The 14,379-nt window shown below is 73.2% G+C and carries 17 protein-coding genes; 14 read left to right on the forward strand and 3 right to left on the reverse strand.

What is annotated here, in order from left to right; genetic code table 11:
* Positions 1–114: 114 nt before the first annotated feature.
* Entirely contained in the window at positions 115–1,098 is a 984-nt protein-coding gene (locus AB0D67_RS16365; protein WP_362935606.1) for a CopD family protein, read from the forward strand.
* Positions 1,099–1,143: 45 nt separating this feature from the next.
* Here AB0D67_RS16365 and AB0D67_RS16370 read toward each other — a convergent pair whose 3' ends face one another.
* Both AB0D67_RS16370 and AB0D67_RS16375 read right to left on the reverse strand, forming a co-directional pair.
* Entirely contained in the window at positions 1,144–2,265 is a 1,122-nt protein-coding gene (locus AB0D67_RS16370) for a hypothetical protein (RefSeq protein WP_362935262.1), read from the reverse strand.
* 114 nt (positions 2,266–2,379) lie between these two features.
* Positions 2,380–2,853 (reverse strand): Rrf2 family transcriptional regulator, encoded by a 474-nt coding sequence (locus tag AB0D67_RS16375; protein ID WP_362935265.1) that lies wholly within the window; start codon positions 2,851–2,853, stop codon positions 2,380–2,382.
* Positions 2,854–2,955: 102 nt separating this feature from the next.
* On the opposite strand from AB0D67_RS16375, the gene AB0D67_RS16380 reads away from it, so the two are divergent.
* The 13 genes from AB0D67_RS16380 to AB0D67_RS16440 all read left to right on the forward strand — a co-directional run bounded on the left by AB0D67_RS16380 (position 2,956) and on the right by AB0D67_RS16440 (position 14,022).
* A complete protein-coding gene (locus AB0D67_RS16380; RefSeq protein ID WP_362935608.1) occupies positions 2,956–3,699 on the forward strand; it encodes an NAD(P)H-binding protein in 744 nt (247 codons plus the stop codon).
* Positions 3,700–3,826: 127 nt separating this feature from the next.
* Positions 3,827–6,589: a CocE/NonD family hydrolase gene (locus AB0D67_RS16385; RefSeq protein WP_362935268.1), complete on the forward strand. Its 2,763-nt coding sequence runs from the start codon at positions 3,827–3,829 to the stop codon at positions 6,587–6,589.
* Positions 6,586–7,557 (forward strand): ABC transporter permease subunit, encoded by a 972-nt coding sequence (locus AB0D67_RS16390; RefSeq protein WP_362935271.1) that lies wholly within the window; start codon positions 6,586–6,588, stop codon positions 7,555–7,557. The genes AB0D67_RS16385 and AB0D67_RS16390 overlap by 4 nt, the downstream gene beginning before the upstream one ends.
* Before the next feature lie 345 nt (positions 7,558–7,902).
* The gene (locus AB0D67_RS16395) at positions 7,903–8,610 is read left to right on the forward strand and encodes a hypothetical protein (protein ID WP_362935274.1); all 708 of its coding nucleotides are present in this window, start codon (positions 7,903–7,905) and stop codon (positions 8,608–8,610) included.
* Positions 8,611–8,616: 6 nt separating this feature from the next.
* Positions 8,617–9,786: an SRPBCC family protein gene (locus AB0D67_RS16400; protein WP_362935277.1), complete on the forward strand. Its 1,170-nt coding sequence runs from the start codon at positions 8,617–8,619 to the stop codon at positions 9,784–9,786.
* 134 nt (positions 9,787–9,920) lie between these two features.
* Complete coding sequence (gene gvpJ, locus AB0D67_RS16405; RefSeq protein WP_362935280.1) at positions 9,921–10,331, forward strand: gas vesicle protein GvpJ; 411 nt, start codon at positions 9,921–9,923, stop codon at positions 10,329–10,331.
* 1 nt (position 10,332) lies between these two features.
* Positions 10,333–11,283 (forward strand): GvpL/GvpF family gas vesicle protein, encoded by a 951-nt coding sequence (locus AB0D67_RS16410; RefSeq protein WP_362935283.1) that lies wholly within the window; start codon positions 10,333–10,335, stop codon positions 11,281–11,283.
* Positions 11,284–11,287: 4 nt separating this feature from the next.
* Positions 11,288–11,560, forward strand: coding sequence for a gas vesicle protein GvpG (locus AB0D67_RS16415; protein ID WP_362935286.1), 273 nt, complete (start codon positions 11,288–11,290; stop codon positions 11,558–11,560).
* Positions 11,561–11,565: 5 nt separating this feature from the next.
* Entirely contained in the window at positions 11,566–12,048 is a 483-nt protein-coding gene (locus tag AB0D67_RS16420; RefSeq protein WP_362935289.1) for a gas vesicle protein, read from the forward strand.
* Positions 12,049–12,151: 103 nt separating this feature from the next.
* The gene (locus AB0D67_RS16425) at positions 12,152–12,553 is read left to right on the forward strand and encodes a gas vesicle protein (protein ID WP_362935610.1); all 402 of its coding nucleotides are present in this window, start codon (positions 12,152–12,154) and stop codon (positions 12,551–12,553) included.
* Positions 12,554–12,645: 92 nt separating this feature from the next.
* A complete protein-coding gene (locus AB0D67_RS16430) occupies positions 12,646–13,476 on the forward strand; it encodes a GvpL/GvpF family gas vesicle protein (protein ID WP_362935291.1) in 831 nt (276 codons plus the stop codon).
* A complete protein-coding gene (locus AB0D67_RS16435) occupies positions 13,473–13,727 on the forward strand; it encodes a gas vesicle protein (RefSeq protein ID WP_362935294.1) in 255 nt (84 codons plus the stop codon). The genes AB0D67_RS16430 and AB0D67_RS16435 overlap by 4 nt, the downstream gene beginning before the upstream one ends.
* Positions 13,714–14,022 (forward strand): gas vesicle protein K, encoded by a 309-nt coding sequence (locus AB0D67_RS16440; protein ID WP_362935297.1) that lies wholly within the window; start codon positions 13,714–13,716, stop codon positions 14,020–14,022. The genes AB0D67_RS16435 and AB0D67_RS16440 overlap by 14 nt, the downstream gene beginning before the upstream one ends.
* A 109-nt stretch (positions 14,023–14,131) precedes the next feature.
* On the opposite strand, the gene AB0D67_RS16445 is transcribed toward AB0D67_RS16440, so the two are convergent.
* Complete coding sequence (locus AB0D67_RS16445; protein ID WP_362935300.1) at positions 14,132–14,299, reverse strand: hypothetical protein; 168 nt, start codon at positions 14,297–14,299, stop codon at positions 14,132–14,134.
* Between the last annotated feature and the right edge of the window lie 80 nt (positions 14,300–14,379).

The raw sequence follows: 14,379 nt of genomic DNA on the forward strand, positions 1-14,379 counted from the left end.
GGGACCTCGGGGACCTCGGGGACCTCGGGGACCTCGGGGACCTCGGGGACCTCGGGGACCTCGGCGGCCTCCGGCGCCGGGGAGCGCGACCCGCGGGCGCGTACGGCCCTGCGGCTGGTCACCGGCGGGCTCGTGTCGGGAGCCGTGCTCGCCGTGCTGGCCGCGACGGCGCTGACCGCCGAGGAGGCCGTACCGGGCATCCCGCTGCCCGGACCGGTGGTGGAGTACGGCCTGCCGGTGCTGCGGGCGCTGCTGGACCTCGCGGCGGTGGCGGTGGTCGGGCTGAGCGTGCTGCCCCGGCTGCTCGGCTTCGACGACGAGGAGCGGACCGAGCCGGTGCTGCGCCGCGCCCGTCCGGCCGCGGTGACGTTCGCCTGGGCGTGGGCGGTGCTGGCGCTGGTCGTCATCGTCTTCCAGACCGCCCAGCTCAACCCGGGGACCGTACCCACCCCGCAGATGATCGCCGAGTACGTCGGGGAGGTCGGCGCGGGTCAGGGGATGCTGTTCAGCGCCGCCTGCGCGCTCGCCTACGCCGGGATCGGGCTGCTGGCGGTCCGGTTCGGCGAGAAGGTCCCCGCCGAGCTGCGGATCGTGATCGCCTTCTTCGGGCTGCTGCCGATCCCGGTCACCGGTCACGCCGTCGACTCGGTCTGGCACGACCCCATCATGATCTCGATGGAGCTGCACGTGATGGGGGCGGCCGCGTGGACCGGCGGGCTGGCCGTCATCGTCGCGCTGGTCGCCGCCGACCGCGAGCTGCTGGCCCGGACGCTGCCGAAGTTCTCCCGGCTGGCGACCGTGGCCCTGGCGCTGGTGACCGTCTCCGGGCTGGTGAACGGCCTGGCCTCGATGGCGCTGACCCGCGGCGTCGAGCTGCCGGACGCGATCCTCACCAGCCACTACGGCCTGCTGGTGGTGGCCAAGACGGCGTGCGTGGCGTTGCTGATCCCGTTCGCCGCCCACATCAGGTTCCGCCTGCTGCCGCGGATCGCCGCGCGGCAGCGGACGGCGGTCGTCGCCTGGACGGTGGCCGAGATCACCGTGATGGGCCTGGCCTACGGCGCCGCGGTGGCGCTGACCACGGCCTCCATGTCCTAGGTTCCGTCCTGCGGATCCTCGCCGTGGCGAGGATCCGCAGAATGGCTAGACGACCTGCGGCCGGCGTTTCCGGGCGAACCACTCGATGCTCAGCCACAGGGCGGCGAGCAGGACGCCGCCGGCCAGCATGCTCATCGGGGGCACCAGGGGCGGGGAGGTGAACAGCGCGTTCTGCACCCGCAGCGCCTGGTCGACCACGACGGTGACGCCGAACGCGCCGACCACCGCCCGGACCACGGGGACGCGGATGAGGAACGCCAGATCGACGGCGACCGCCCCGGCGATCAGGAAGACCGGCACCGCCGAGCGGGGGAAGTCGGCGATCGCCAGCAGCGGCCAGATCAGGGTGCGGTAGGCGACGTAGGCGGCGGCCACCGAGGTCGCGGCGAACATCCGGCCGATCATCGCGCGGGCGAGCACGAGCACGATCATGGCGGCGACCGCCGCGTAGAGCGGGTACACCGCGTCGGGCACGGGCAGCGTGAAGTGGACCATCATCTCCCGGTCCACGGGGCGGCCCATCTGGTCGGCGGCGAACTGCAGCAGGATGGGCTCGGCCTCGGGGCTGCCGCGGTCCCAGGCGGCCAGGCCGAACACGCCGTACTCCTGGTGCTGTGCCGGAAACCAGACGTTCTCGAAGAGGAAGACGAACAGCGCGCCGAGGACGGCCGTCCTGGCCCGTCCGGCGGGCGCGCCCATGGCCCAGCCGCGGATCACACCGCAGATCATGAAGAGCGTGCCGACGTAGAGCAGCATGTGCGACGGGCTCCACGAGGTGATGTCGAGCCCGTTGACGCGGTGGTTGATCAGGTCCAGCGGCACCGCGAGGAGGAAGACGCCGGTGCCCCAGCCGATGAGGCGCTGGGCCGGGCGGTCCACGCCGTAGCCGGTGTAGAGGTGGACGACCGTCAGCGCGAGGGCGATGGCCGTGCCGACGCTGTTGAGCAGGTGCGGCGGCGCCAGGTCGTCCCGGAGCCACTTGAAGTGCCAGGAGACGTCCCAGGAAGCACCGAGGACCTTGAAGGAGAAGGCCACCAGCCACCCGGTGTACAGAACCCTGAAAAGGTCGTCCGGGGTCTCGCGACCCGCCGGCCCCCGGGTCCACAGGGGCAGCGCCCACTCCAGGAGCGGAGTGGCCTTTCTTCTGAGGCTCTCGACTGACTTCACGCGTCGAAATGATGCCCGTGCCCGGCATGGCTCCGCAATCGGGGACATCCCTTAGTCACCCCCACGAAACCCAACCGGGCTGTGACATGGCCCACATTCTCGTCGTCGGGTCCGCTATGGCGTTCCGGTCAGGCGCAGGCGGGTGCGGGACGGAGCCGACGGGGGCAGCGTGGCGACGATGTCGGCGAGCGAGGTAGCGGCGAGGCTGTCCCGCCAGGCCCGGTGGGCTTCGGCCATCTTCACGGCGAGGACGCAGGGGGTCCGGCAGTCCTCGGCGGGCAGCGCCCCCCGTCCCTGTCGGCGGATCTCCCGGCACTCGTACGGCGAGGACGCGCCGTCGACCGCCTCGACGACATGCAGGAGCGTGATCTCGGAAGCGGGCCTGGCCAGCCGGAACCCGCCGCGCGGGCCGGTCGTCGCGGCCAGCACGCCGGCCTTGACCAGCGCCTGCAGCTGCTTGGCGAGATAGGCCGCGGGCAGGTCGAAGTACTGGGCGAGCTGCGCCGCCGACGCGGTGTCACCCGCCTTGAGCTGGGCCAGCGACGCGGCGCAGTGCAACAGCCATTCCGTGCTCCCGGGCAGCTTCATGCCCCGATCCTATCGGAGACATTGCAGATCCATTTAGTCCGAGATACCGTTCGCGGTAGCGAAGAGACAGACGGGACAAGAGGAGAGACCATCATGCCGACCATGCGCGTCGCCGTCGCCGGAGCCACCGGGAACATCGGGGCCCTCACCGCCGCCGCACTGGAACGGGACGGGCACCACGTCGTGCGCGTCAGCCGCTCACTCGGCGTGGACCTGACCACCGGCGAGGGCCTCGACGCCGCCCTGGCCGGCGTCGAGGCCGTCGTGGACGCCACGAACTGCACCTCGGCCGACCGGGACGAGGCGGTGGCGTACTTCGGCGCCGCCACCCGGAACCTGCTCGCCGTCGAGGAGCGGGCCGGCGTCCGCCACCACGTGCTGCTCTCGATAGCCGGGCTCGACCGCGTCGAAGGCAACGCGCACTACGCCGGCAAGCGCGAGCAGGAGCGCCTCGTGGCCGAGGGCCGGGTGCCGTGGACGATCGTTCCGGCCACCCAGTTCCACGACTTCGCCGCGATGGTGACGAGCTGGACCGAGCATGACGGCGTCGCCACCGTCGCGCCGCTGCTCATCCAGCCGATCGCACCCGAGGACGTGGCCGACGTCCTCGCCGAGATCGCCACGGGCACGCCGCAGGGACGTCACCCCGACGTCGCCGGTCCCGACCCGCAGGACCTGGTGGACATGGCCCGGCGCACCAACGACGCGCGCGGCCGCACGGTCAGGCTCGTGCCGACGTGGTCGTCGCTGTTCGGCCCGGAGATGGCGGGCGACGTGCTGCTGCCCCGCGAGGGCGCCCGCATCGCGCCCACCACCTTCGACGAGTGGCTCGCGAAGCAGCGTTAGCCGCCGCCCCCGCCGCCCTCCGCCGCTCTTCACCCGGACCGCCGCGGATGGGACCGCCACGGCCTCCGGCGGGGCTCCCCGGACGGCGTCTCAGCGGGCTCTCAGCAGGCATCGGTAAGCTCACGGAATGCAACGAAGGACGGTCACCTGGATCGCGGTGGCGGTCGTACTGGTCATCAGCACCGCCTGGCTGCTGTGGCCGTCCGCGCCGCCGATACGGGCCCAGGACCGGTGGATCACGGTGACCGACGGCCCCCGGGACGACCAGCGCGTCAGGCTCGACACCGCTTTCTTCCCGCCCGCGGGCGGCGGGCGGGCACCCGCGGTGCTGCTGGCCCACGGCTTCGGCGGCAGCAAGCAGAGCGTCCGGGAGGAGGCCGAACGGCTGGCCGGGGAGGGCTACGCCGTACTGACCTGGTCGGCCCGCGGCTTCGGCCGCTCCGGCGGGCAGATCGCGCTCAACTCCCCCGACTACGAGGTCAAGGACGTCCGCCAGCTCGTCGACTGGCTGGCGCGGCAGCCGCAGGTCCTGCTCGACGCCGCGGGCGACCCGCGCGTCGGCGTCGCGGGCGGGTCCTACGGCGGGGCGATCGCCCTGATGTCCGCCGCCCACGACCCCCGGATCGACGCGATCGTCCCGCAGATCACCTGGTACGACCTGGCCGACGCGCTGTTCCCGGACGCGGGCGGCGGCGGGCCGGAGAACGGCGTGTTCAAGCGGATGTGGGCCGGGCTGTTCTTCAGCCGGAGCGGCCCGGAGCCGCTGTCCGGCTCGGGCGCCCTCGGCCCCCAGCGCGGCGGGAACGGCGCGGACTCCCCGGACGGCCCCGGCTCCACGGACGGCGCGGACTCCGCGGACGGCACCGGGGATCCGGGCGGTTCCGAGGGGTCCGGCGACCCGGGCGGTTCCGGCGACCCCGCCGGGGCGGCCCCCGCCGTCCCGCCCACCGCGCAGGACGTCCGGTGTGGCCGGTTCCTGCCGGAGATCTGTGACATGTACCAGCGGGTCGCCGAGACCGGCCGGGCGACGCCGGAGGCGGTCGGCATCCTGCGCCGCTCCAGCCCGGTCTCCGTCCCCGGGAGGATCAGGGTCCCGACGCTGCTGCTCCAGGGACTGAGCGACTCGCTGTTCCCGCTCGGCCAGGCCGACGCCAACGCCAGGGCCATCGCCGCCACGGGCGCGCCGGTCGGCGTCGCCTGGTTCGACGGCGGCCACGACGGCGGCGACGGCGAGGCCGACTGGCTGCACGAGCGGACCCTCGGCTGGTTCGACCGCCATCTGAAGCGGACGCCCGGTGCGGGCGAGCCGGGCGCCGCGTTCACCGTCACCCGCGACGGCGGCCGCGATCCGGGCACCCGCCGCCCGGTGCAGTCGCACGCCACCGCCACCCGCTACCCCGGCCTGTCCGGCTCCGGGAACACCGCGGTGCCGTTGCGCGGCGCGGAGCAGCCCGTGGCCAACCCGCCGGGCGGTTCCCCCGCCTCGATCTCCACCATCCCCGGGTTCGGCGGGCTCGCCGGGCTCGCGGGCGGCGCGGCGGGGCTGGGCGTGTCCGCCGACATGCCCGGTCAGAGCGCCGTCTTCGACTCCGCGCCGCTCACCGCCCCGCTCCAGGTCACCGGCTCGGCCACCGTGAGGGTACGGGTCCGTCCGGCGTCCGGCGCGGAAGGTGGGAGGACCTCGTCCCCGGCGGCCGGGGACGAGGCGACCAGGGACAAGGCGGCCGGCGACAAGGCGGCCGGCGACGAGGTGACGCTGTTCGCCAAGCTGTACGACGTCGCGGACGGGCAGGCGCCGGCGCTGCCCGCGGGGCTCGCCGCCCCCGTCCGGATCACCGTTCCGGCGGGCGGCGCCGGGGAGGCCACGGTGCGCCTGCCGGCCGTCGACCACCGCTTCGACGCCGGCCACCGGCTGCGCGTCGCGTTCACCACCACCGACCTCGGTTACAGCACCCCGGCCGCGCCGTCCGTGCACGTCGTCGGCCTGGTCTCGCAGTCGGTGACGGTGCCCGTCGCCACGGCCCTGCGGGCCCCCGCGACGGGCCCCGCCTGGTGGACCTGGGCGCTGCCGCTGGCCTCCCTCGTCGTCGCGGCGGTCCTGGTCCTCACCGGACGGCGCCGCGGAGCCGCCGGCCACGACCCGGACCTGAGCGACGTCCCGCTGCGGATCAGCGGCCTGACCAAGGCGTACGGCGACGGCGAGCGGGTCGTGGACGACCTGTCCTTCACCGTCGGGCAGGGCCAGGTGCTCGGCCTGCTCGGTCCGAACGGCGCGGGCAAGACCACCACCCTGCGGATGCTGATGGGCCTGATCCGCCCGGACGGCGGCGAGATCCGGATCTTCGGCCACCGGGTGTCGCCCGGCGCGCCGGTGCTGTCCCGGCTGGGTTCCTTCGTCGAGGGCCCGGGGTTCCTGCCGCACCTGACCGGCCGGGCCAACCTGGAGCTGTACTGGCGGGCCACCGGACGACCCGCCGGGGACGCGCACCTCACCGAGGCCCTGGAGATCGCCGGGCTCGGCGGCGCGCTGGACCGGGCGGTGCGCACCTACTCCCAGGGCATGCGGCAGCGCCTGGCCATCGCCCAGGCCATGCTCGGCCTGCCCGACCTGCTGGTCCTGGACGAGCCCACCAACGGCCTCGACCCGCCCCAGATCCGTGAGATGCGCGAGGTCCTGATCGCCTACGCCGCGCGGGGCCGTACGGTCATCGTCTCCAGCCACCTGCTGGCCGAGGTGGAGCAGACCTGCAGTCACGTGGTGGTCATGCGGCGCGGGCGGCTCGTCACGGCAGGGACGGTCGGCGACCTGCTGGCCGGTCGCGCTCCGGCCGGCGGCGCGGGCGCCCGGCTGGAGGACGTGTTCCTGGACCTGATCGGAGAGAAGGCATGACCCGGGGAGAGACCGTGAACGGCTCCGCGCCCGCTCCGGCGGGCCCGGACGGCGTGGGCGGCGCGGACGGCGTGGGCGGCTTGGGCGGCTTGGGCGGCTCCACCGCCGGGCCGCCGGCCGCGGACGGCTCCGCCCGCGGGTACGCGGCCCGGCGCACGCTGCCGCTGGCGGTGGAGGCCGTCCGCCAGCTCAGGCGGCGCCGCACGATGGTCATGTTCGGTCTGCTGCTCGCGCTGCCGTGGGTGCTGGTGGTGGCGTTCGAGCTCGGCGCGGGGTCCGGGCGGCGGGGAGCGGCGACGCGCGTCTCCGACCTCGCGACCGAGGGCGGACTGAACTTCGCGGCGTTCGCCCTGTCGGTGTCGGCGAGCTTCCTGCTGGCCGTCGCGGTGGCGCTGTTCTGCGGTGACACCGTGGCCGGGGAGGCGAACTGGTCCTCGCTTCGTTACCTGCTGGCCGCCCCCGTCCCGCGTGACCGGTTGCTGCGGCAGAAGCTGATCGTGGCGATGGGTTACTCGACGGCGGCGGTGGTCTGCCTGCCGGCGATGGCGCTGCTGGCCGGGACCCTCGCCTTCGGCTGGCACGACGTACGGGTGCCCGGCACCGGCGAGACCGTCGCGGCGGCGGACGTGCTGCCCCGGTTCGGGGTCGTGGTCGGCTACGTGCTGGTCAGCCAGCTCGTGGTGGCGGCGCTGGCCTTCCTGCTGTCGGTCTCGACGGACTCGCCGCTCGGCGCGGTCGGCGGGGCCGTCGGCCTGGTGATCGTGAGCACCATCCTGCAGGCGGTGGAGGCGCTCGGGGCGCTCCGGGAGTTCCTGCCGACGTTCTGGAGCACGGCGTGGATGGACGCCCTGGCCCCGCAGCCCGACTACGGCGGCATGGTCAAGGGGGTGGCCGTCTCGGTCTCCTACTCGTTGGTCCTGGTCGCCTTCGCCTTCCGCAGGTTCCGCCGCAAGGACGTGGTCTCCTAGGCCCTGCGGATCGTCGCGCCCGCCGCGACCACCCGGGGGTTTCCGTCCGCGGCGGAGATCCACGGAGTAGACCCCCGCGTTTCCCTGTCATTTCATGACGTCCGACGCATTCGCCCGGTGCCCTCGGTGGCCGGGGCCGGAACACGGCCCCGGCCATCGCTTTTCCTATCGCCATTTATGTCCGCTTTTTACCCGTATATGTTTCTTTATCGCTTTTACGGGTATGCAAACGCTAATTCGGGAGCCGGAGGCTTCCGGCACATTCAACGCGGCAGGCGACCGCTTCCGGCGGCGTCTTCCCTCCCGTCCGGCGGAGTCTTCCGGACGGTCGGATCCCATGACGGAGTGATCGACTGGGGAGTGGCGATCGTGAAGTGCGGACTGCAGGTGGCCCTCGGTGTCGCCGCGGGTTACTTTCTCGGACGGCATCACAAGTTGCGCGCCGCGCTCGCACTGGCGGCGGCGGGCGCGACAGGAAAGCTAGGGAAGCTGGGCGGCAAGGAAGGCCCCGGCGGCGACCTGCTCCAGCAGGGCCTGAAGCTGCTCGGTTCCTCCCCCGAGCTGGAGAAGATCACGAATGCCGTCCGCGGCGAGCTGCTCGAGGTGGGCAAGGCCGCGGCCAGGGCGGCGGCCAGCAGGCAGATCGACACCCTGACCTCGAAGCTCCACGATCGCGCCGAGTCGCTGCGGACCAGGGCGCAGGGAGCCGAGGAGGAGCCCGAGGAAGAAGAGGAAGAGGAGGAGCGCCCCAGGCGCCGCGCGGCCCGCGGCAAGGGCAGGACCGCCCGGGAGGAACCCGAGACCGAGGAAGAGGACTACGAGGAGGAAGAGGAACCCGAGGAGGAGGAAGAGGAGGAGGAGCCCCCTCGGCGCCGCGCCACCGGCAAGGGCAGGCAGGCCGCCAGGACACGCTCCGCCCGGGAGGAGCCCGAGGAGGAGGAAGAAGAGGAAGAGGAGGAGGAACCGCCGCGAGCCAGGGCGGGCAGGCGCCGCGCCGTCCAGCGCGAGACGACGCCGGCGCGTGAGCGGCCGGTCCGCAGGGCACGGGGGTGACGCCCCATGGCCGAGACCTCCAAGGGCGGCGGGCTGATCCGCGAGGTCGAGCGGGCGCTGCCCGTCGATGAACTCACCGACGAGCTCCGCAACCTCGCCGAAGCCCTCGGCGACCGGCTCCTCTCCATGGTCAGCGACAAGGTCGACGACCTGACAGGGCGGCTGACCGACTACATGCAGAACAGCGACTCCGGCCTGCTCGGGCTCGCTGGTTCCGTCATCGGTTCCAAGCATCCGATTGCTTCCGGGCTGAAAGGGGTCGCCAAGATGGCGGGAGGCGGTCTGCTCAAGAAGATCACCGGCGGCAAGGGTGGCGGTGGCAAGGGCAAGAAACTCAAGGTCACCAACATCGTCGAGTCCATCGACATCGGCGCCCCGCGCCGGCTCGTCTACGACCAGTGGACCCAGTTCGGGGATTTCCCCACCTTCATGAAGAAGGTCGAGAACGTCAACCAGGAGGAGGACAACAAGACCCAGTGGAAGGCGCAGATCTTCCTCTCCCACCGCACCTGGAAGTCGACCATCATCGACCAGGTGCCGGACCAGCGGATCGTCTGGCGCTCCGAGGGCGCGAAGGGCTACGTCGACGGCTGCGTGACCTTCCACGCGATCACCCCCGACATGACCCGGGTCCTGCTCGTCCTGGAGTACAACCCCAAGGGTCTCTTCGAGTACACGGGCAACCTCTGGCGGGCCCAGGGCCGGCGGGTACGCCTGGAGTTCAAGCACTTCAGACGGCACGTCATGATGCAGACCGTCCTCAAGCCCGACGAGCTGGAGGGCTGGCGCGGCGAGATCCGCGACGGCGAGGTCGTCAAGGACCAGGAGACCGCGCTGCGCGAGGAGGAAGAGGAGCGCGAGCGCGCCGAGGCCGCCGGCGAGGAGGAGCCCGAGGAGCGCGAGGGCGCCGAGGAGGAGCCCGAAGAGGAAGAGGGCGAGGAGGAAGGCGAGGAAGAGGGCGAGGAGGAAGAGGAGGAAGAGGAGGAGGAGCCCGAAGAGGAGGAAGAGGAAGAGGAGGAGCCGCGGACCGCACGCGGACGGCGGCGTGCCGCGCCGCGCCGCGAGCCGGCCGCGCGGGGCCGCCGGGCCGAACCGGAGCCGGAGGAGGACGAGGAGGAGGAAGAGGAGCCTCCCGCCCGCCGGCCCCGCCGCAGGGCCGCCGCCCGGAACGCCTGATCGGGGAGGGCCGGAGCACCTGGCCCGAAGGCCCGCGACGCAAGACCGGAGGTTCCCGGAACGCGTGACCGGCAAGGCCCCGGGACACGTGCCCCGGGAGACGGAGAGCGAACACGGAATCGGGGGAAGACCAAATGACCATCGTGCAGCCTTCGTCGGGTGGAGGGGGTGGCCGCGGAGGGTCCTCGTCGGGCCTGGCCGACGTCATCGACACGATCCTCGACAAGGGCCTCGTGATCGACGCCTTCGTCAGGGTCTCGCTCGTCGGCATCGAGATCCTCACGATCGACGCGCGCATCGTCATCGCCAGCGTCGACACCTACCTCCGCTTCGCGGAGGCCACCAACCGGCTGGACCTGTCGCAGACCGGCGGCAAGGGGCTGCCGGAGGTCCTGGAGGGCACCACGCAGGGCATCAGCAAGTCGAAGACCAAGGGGATCGCCCAGGGAGCCATCGAGGCCGCCGGGGAGAAGCTACGCGACTTCGTCTCCGAGTCCGAGTCCGAGCGTCGGCCGGCGTCCCGCCGCCGGAGGGAGGAGTACTGACATGCCGGGCAGCACCGGAAAGACGGCGACCACCGGATCGGAGCAGGCCGCGCGGAAACCCGCGCGGAGGACGACCGGCAGGACGGCGGGCGAGGCCGACGGGAAGACGACCACGAAACCGGCCCGCAAGACGACCGGCAGGACGGCGGGGAAGACGACCGGCAAGGCCGCGCCCTCCCGGTCGGGCGGAACCACCCGGCGCGGGCGCACCGGCTACGCCTACGTCTACGGCGTCGTCCCGGCGGACGTCGAGACCGAGCCCGGCACGCTCGGCGTGGACGACGGGGAGGTCACGCTGGTACGGCACGGCGAGATCGCCGCCCTGGTGAGCGACATCGTCCTGGACCGCCCACTCGGCAGGCCCGACGACCTGCTGGCCCACGAGCAGCTGCTGGACGCGACCGCCTCCGAGGTGCCCGTGCTGCCGTTCCGCTTCGGGGCGGTGATGACCGGGCCCAAGGAGGTGGTGGAGGAGCTGCTGGCCCCGCACCACGACGAGTTCCTCGCCGCGCTGGAGGAGCTCGAAGGGCGCGCCGAGTACGTCATCAAGGGCCGCTACGTCGAACCGGTGATCATCAGAGAGGTCCTCGACGAGAACCCCGAGGCCGAACGGCTGCGCGAGGAGGTTCGCGGGCAGCCCGAGGAGGCGACCTGGGACGCGCGGATCCGGCTCGGGCAGATGATCGGCGAGGCGGTGGCGGCCAAACGCGACGCCGACACCCAGGAGCTCGTCGACGCCGTCGCGCCGCTGTGCGTCGCGGTCTCGGTGCGGGAGCCGACCCATGAGCAGGACGCCGCGTACGTGGCCGTCCTGGTGGACGAGGAGCGGCAGGACGAGTTCGACGAGGCGCTGGACGACCTCGGCGACCGCTGGGCCGGCCGGATCGGCCTGCGGCTGCTCGGCCCGCTGGCGCCGTACGACTTCGTGGCGGCGCCGCAACCGGAGGGGTGACGTTGTGGACCTGCTGTTCGATCTGACCGTCGGCCTGCCGCTGCTGCCGCTCCGCGCGCTCGTCAAGATCGCCGAAGTGATCCAGGACCAGGCCGAGATGGAGCTGCACCATCCGGCCGCGGTCCGGCGGCAACTGGAGGAGCTGGAGGAGGCCAGGCGCTCTGGGGAGATCTCCGAGGAGGAGGAGAGAGAGGCCATGACGGAGATCCTTGAGCGGATGGTGACCCAGCCCGACCTGCCTCGCGCCGCGCCGTACGGCGGCGGGGAAGAGGAGTGATCGGCGTGCCCGCCAGGCGGAAGGCCCGCACCGGGGACGACGGGGCCGGTGCCTCAGGTGGCTACGAGGACGAGCCGCTGAAGAAGGGGCGTGGCCGGGGCGGCGCCGTCGAGGACGACCTGCCCGAGGACGAGGAGGGGTTCGACGACGAGGAGTTCGACGAGGAGCAGGGTTTCGAGGAGGAACGGGACGAGCCGGCCGGCGGGTCCCGGCGCGCCCGGCGGCGCCCGCGCGGCCTGACCGCGGCCGGCGCCGGCCGTACCGGGCTGGAGCAGATCGGCGACCTGACCGGACGGGAGGCGGAGGGCGTCACGTTCGTGCAGCCGGACCAGGACGGCTGGAAGGTCGGGATCGAGGTCGTCGAGGACCGTCGCGTCCCCTCCTCCGGCGACATTCTGGCGCTCTACGAGATCCAGCTCGACGCCGACGGCGACCTCCTCTCCTACCGCAGGACGCGGCGCTACAAGCGCGGCAAGGGCGACGAGTAGCGGGGGTGGCGAAGTGAGCGATCCGACGCGGTACGGCTCCGCCTCCCCGGGCTACGGGGGCAGACCGCCCGCCCGGCGCGAGTCCACCACCAACCTCGGCGACATCCTGGAGCGGGTGCTCGACCGGGGCGTGGTGATCGTCGGTGACATCCGGGTGAACCTGCTGGACATAGAGCTGCTGACGGTCAAGCTGCGGCTGCTGATCGCCTCGGTGGACACCGCCAGGGAGCTGGGCATCGACTGGTGGGAGCACGACCCGTGGCTCAGCAGGCCCGACCACGACCTGGCCGAGGAGAACCGCCGCCTGCGCAGGCGGCTCGCCGAGGCGGAGAACGACTCCGAGTACAGGGACTACCCGCGCGACCTCCGCGAGGGCCGCGAGCGCCGGGAGGAGTTCGAGGAGCACCGGAGCCGGCAGGAGCTGGGCGGCGAGCAGGAGGAGCGCCGTCCCCTCCAGGCCCGGGGCCGGTCCGGCGGCGGGCGCCCCCGCGAGGCGGGGAAGTGAGGAAGCCGGACCCGGCGGAGGCGGGCACGGGGCGGCCGGGCACGGGGCGGCCGGGCACGGGGCGGCCGGGGAGCGAACCGAAGGAGTGAGACATGCCGGACACCGGCACGTATGTCTATGCGATCGTCCGGGACGCGGACGCCCCCGGTCCCGCGGGCCCGAACGGTCTGAGCGACCTGACCGGCGTGGCCGGAACGCCCGTGCGGACGGTGGCGGACGCCGGCCTGGTCGCGTATGTGAGCACCGTACCGCTGAACCGGTTCGGTGAGGAGCCGCTGCGCCGCTCCCTGGAGGACCTCGACTGGGTGGGCGAGACGGCCCGCGCCCACCACCACGTCGTGGAGGCGGTGGCCGGGACGGCCCCGACGGCGCCGGTCAGGCTCGTGACGGTCTACGGCGGCGACGAGCAGGTCCGCGAGCTGCTGCGCGAGCGGCGGGAGGACTTCGTCGCGCTGCTGTCGCAGGTCGCCGGACGCAGCGAGTGGGGGGTGAAGGCGTACGCGCGGCGCGAGGCCGCCCCGCCTTCCGGAGAGGAGGCCGCCGGCTCAGACGGGACCTCCGGGGCCTCCGGGACCGACAGCCCGGGGACCGCCTACCTGAAGCGCCGCCGGGCGAGCCTGCGCGGCCGGGAGGACGCGTGGCGGACCGCGGCAGACCAGGCCGAGCACGTCCACGCCGCACTGGCGGCCGTCTCCGTCGCGAGCCGGCGGCACCGGGCCCAGGACCCGAGCCTGTCCGGCCGCGAGGAGGCGATGGTGCTCAACGGCGCCTACCTCGTCGACGACGACCGCGGCGGCGAGTTCGCCGCCGTCGTCGACTCGCTGCGGGGGCAGGGGGCCGACATCGAGCTGACCGGCCCCTGGGCTCCCTACTCGTTCACCGCCCTCGACCTCGGCACGGCGGACGCCGGAGGCGTGCGATGACCCACGAGGGGCCCCGGGGCGCGGCGCTGGCCACCGAGGGGCGTCTGCCCCCGGAGCGTGTGGCGCTCGTGGACCTGCTGGACCGGCTGCTGGCGGGTGGCGTCACCGTCAACGGCGACGTCGTGCTGTCCATCGCCGACATCGACCTGGTGCAGATCTCCCTGCGCCTGCTGATCATGTCCGTCCGCGAGTCGGGGCCGGCGGAGCAGGGGGCCCGGCACGGACGGGAGGTCTGGCGTGGACCGCCGTGAGCCGTCCGGGGAGCACTCGGCCCCCCGTCGCATCAGGACCGACCCCGAGCACGTCGAGCGTGACCTGAGCTGCCTGGTGCTCACCGTCGTCGAGCTGGTGCGCCAGCTCGTGGAACGGCAGTGCGTGCGGCGGATGGACCACGGCGACCTGACCGGCGAGCAGGTCGAGGCGCTCGGGCTGACGCTGATGCGGCTGGACGAGGCGATGGACGACCTGTGCGACCGCTTCGGCCTGGAGCGGTCGGACCTCAACCTCGACCTCGGGCCGCTGGGCACCCTGCTCCCCCGCGACTGACGGGCCGCGGGGAGGACCGGCCGGGATGGATACGTCCACCGGGCCGGACCCACCGGGCCACAGTCGGCACGGCCGGGCCACAGTCGGCACGGTCGGCCCGTGGCCGCCGTCAGCCCCAGTGGGGCGGGCGCTCCTCCAGCAGGCGGGCGTCGTCGTCGGATCGCCGCCAGTCGCCCCAGCCGACGTCCGTGTCGTCGGAGGTCTGGTCGGGCAGGATGGGCGGGCCGTCATCGGACAGGTCGACGGGCCGCAGGTCGTCGGGCTCGTGCGTGCTCACCCGTCCATGCTAGTCAGGAACGGCCCCGTTTCGGCGTGAACCTCCGGGGTGAGCCGCCGGCGCGCGGCGGCGGGAGCACC

The sequence above is a fragment of the Streptosporangium sp. NPDC048047 genome, assembly GCF_040653115.1.
Lineage (GTDB): Bacteria > Actinomycetota > Actinomycetes > Streptosporangiales > Streptosporangiaceae > Streptosporangium.

Coding starts and splice junctions, on each gene's coding strand:
- AB0D67_RS16375 (WP_362935265.1), bottom strand. CDS start 2,853: ATGAAGCTGCCCGGGAGCACGGAATGGCTGTTGCACTGCGCCGCGTCG.
- AB0D67_RS16380 (WP_362935608.1), top strand. CDS start 2,956: ATGCGCGTCGCCGTCGCCGGAGCCACCGGGAACATCGGGGCCCTCACC.
- AB0D67_RS16385 (WP_362935268.1), top strand. CDS start 3,827: ATGCAACGAAGGACGGTCACCTGGATCGCGGTGGCGGTCGTACTGGTC.
- AB0D67_RS16390 (WP_362935271.1), top strand. CDS start 6,586: ATGACCCGGGGAGAGACCGTGAACGGCTCCGCGCCCGCTCCGGCGGGC.
- AB0D67_RS16400 (WP_362935277.1), top strand. CDS start 8,617: ATGGCCGAGACCTCCAAGGGCGGCGGGCTGATCCGCGAGGTCGAGCGG.
- gvpJ (WP_362935280.1), top strand. CDS start 9,921: ATGACCATCGTGCAGCCTTCGTCGGGTGGAGGGGGTGGCCGCGGAGGG.
- AB0D67_RS16410 (WP_362935283.1), top strand. CDS start 10,333: ATGCCGGGCAGCACCGGAAAGACGGCGACCACCGGATCGGAGCAGGCC.
- AB0D67_RS16430 (WP_362935291.1), top strand. CDS start 12,646: ATGCCGGACACCGGCACGTATGTCTATGCGATCGTCCGGGACGCGGAC.
- AB0D67_RS16435 (WP_362935294.1), top strand. CDS start 13,473: ATGACCCACGAGGGGCCCCGGGGCGCGGCGCTGGCCACCGAGGGGCGT.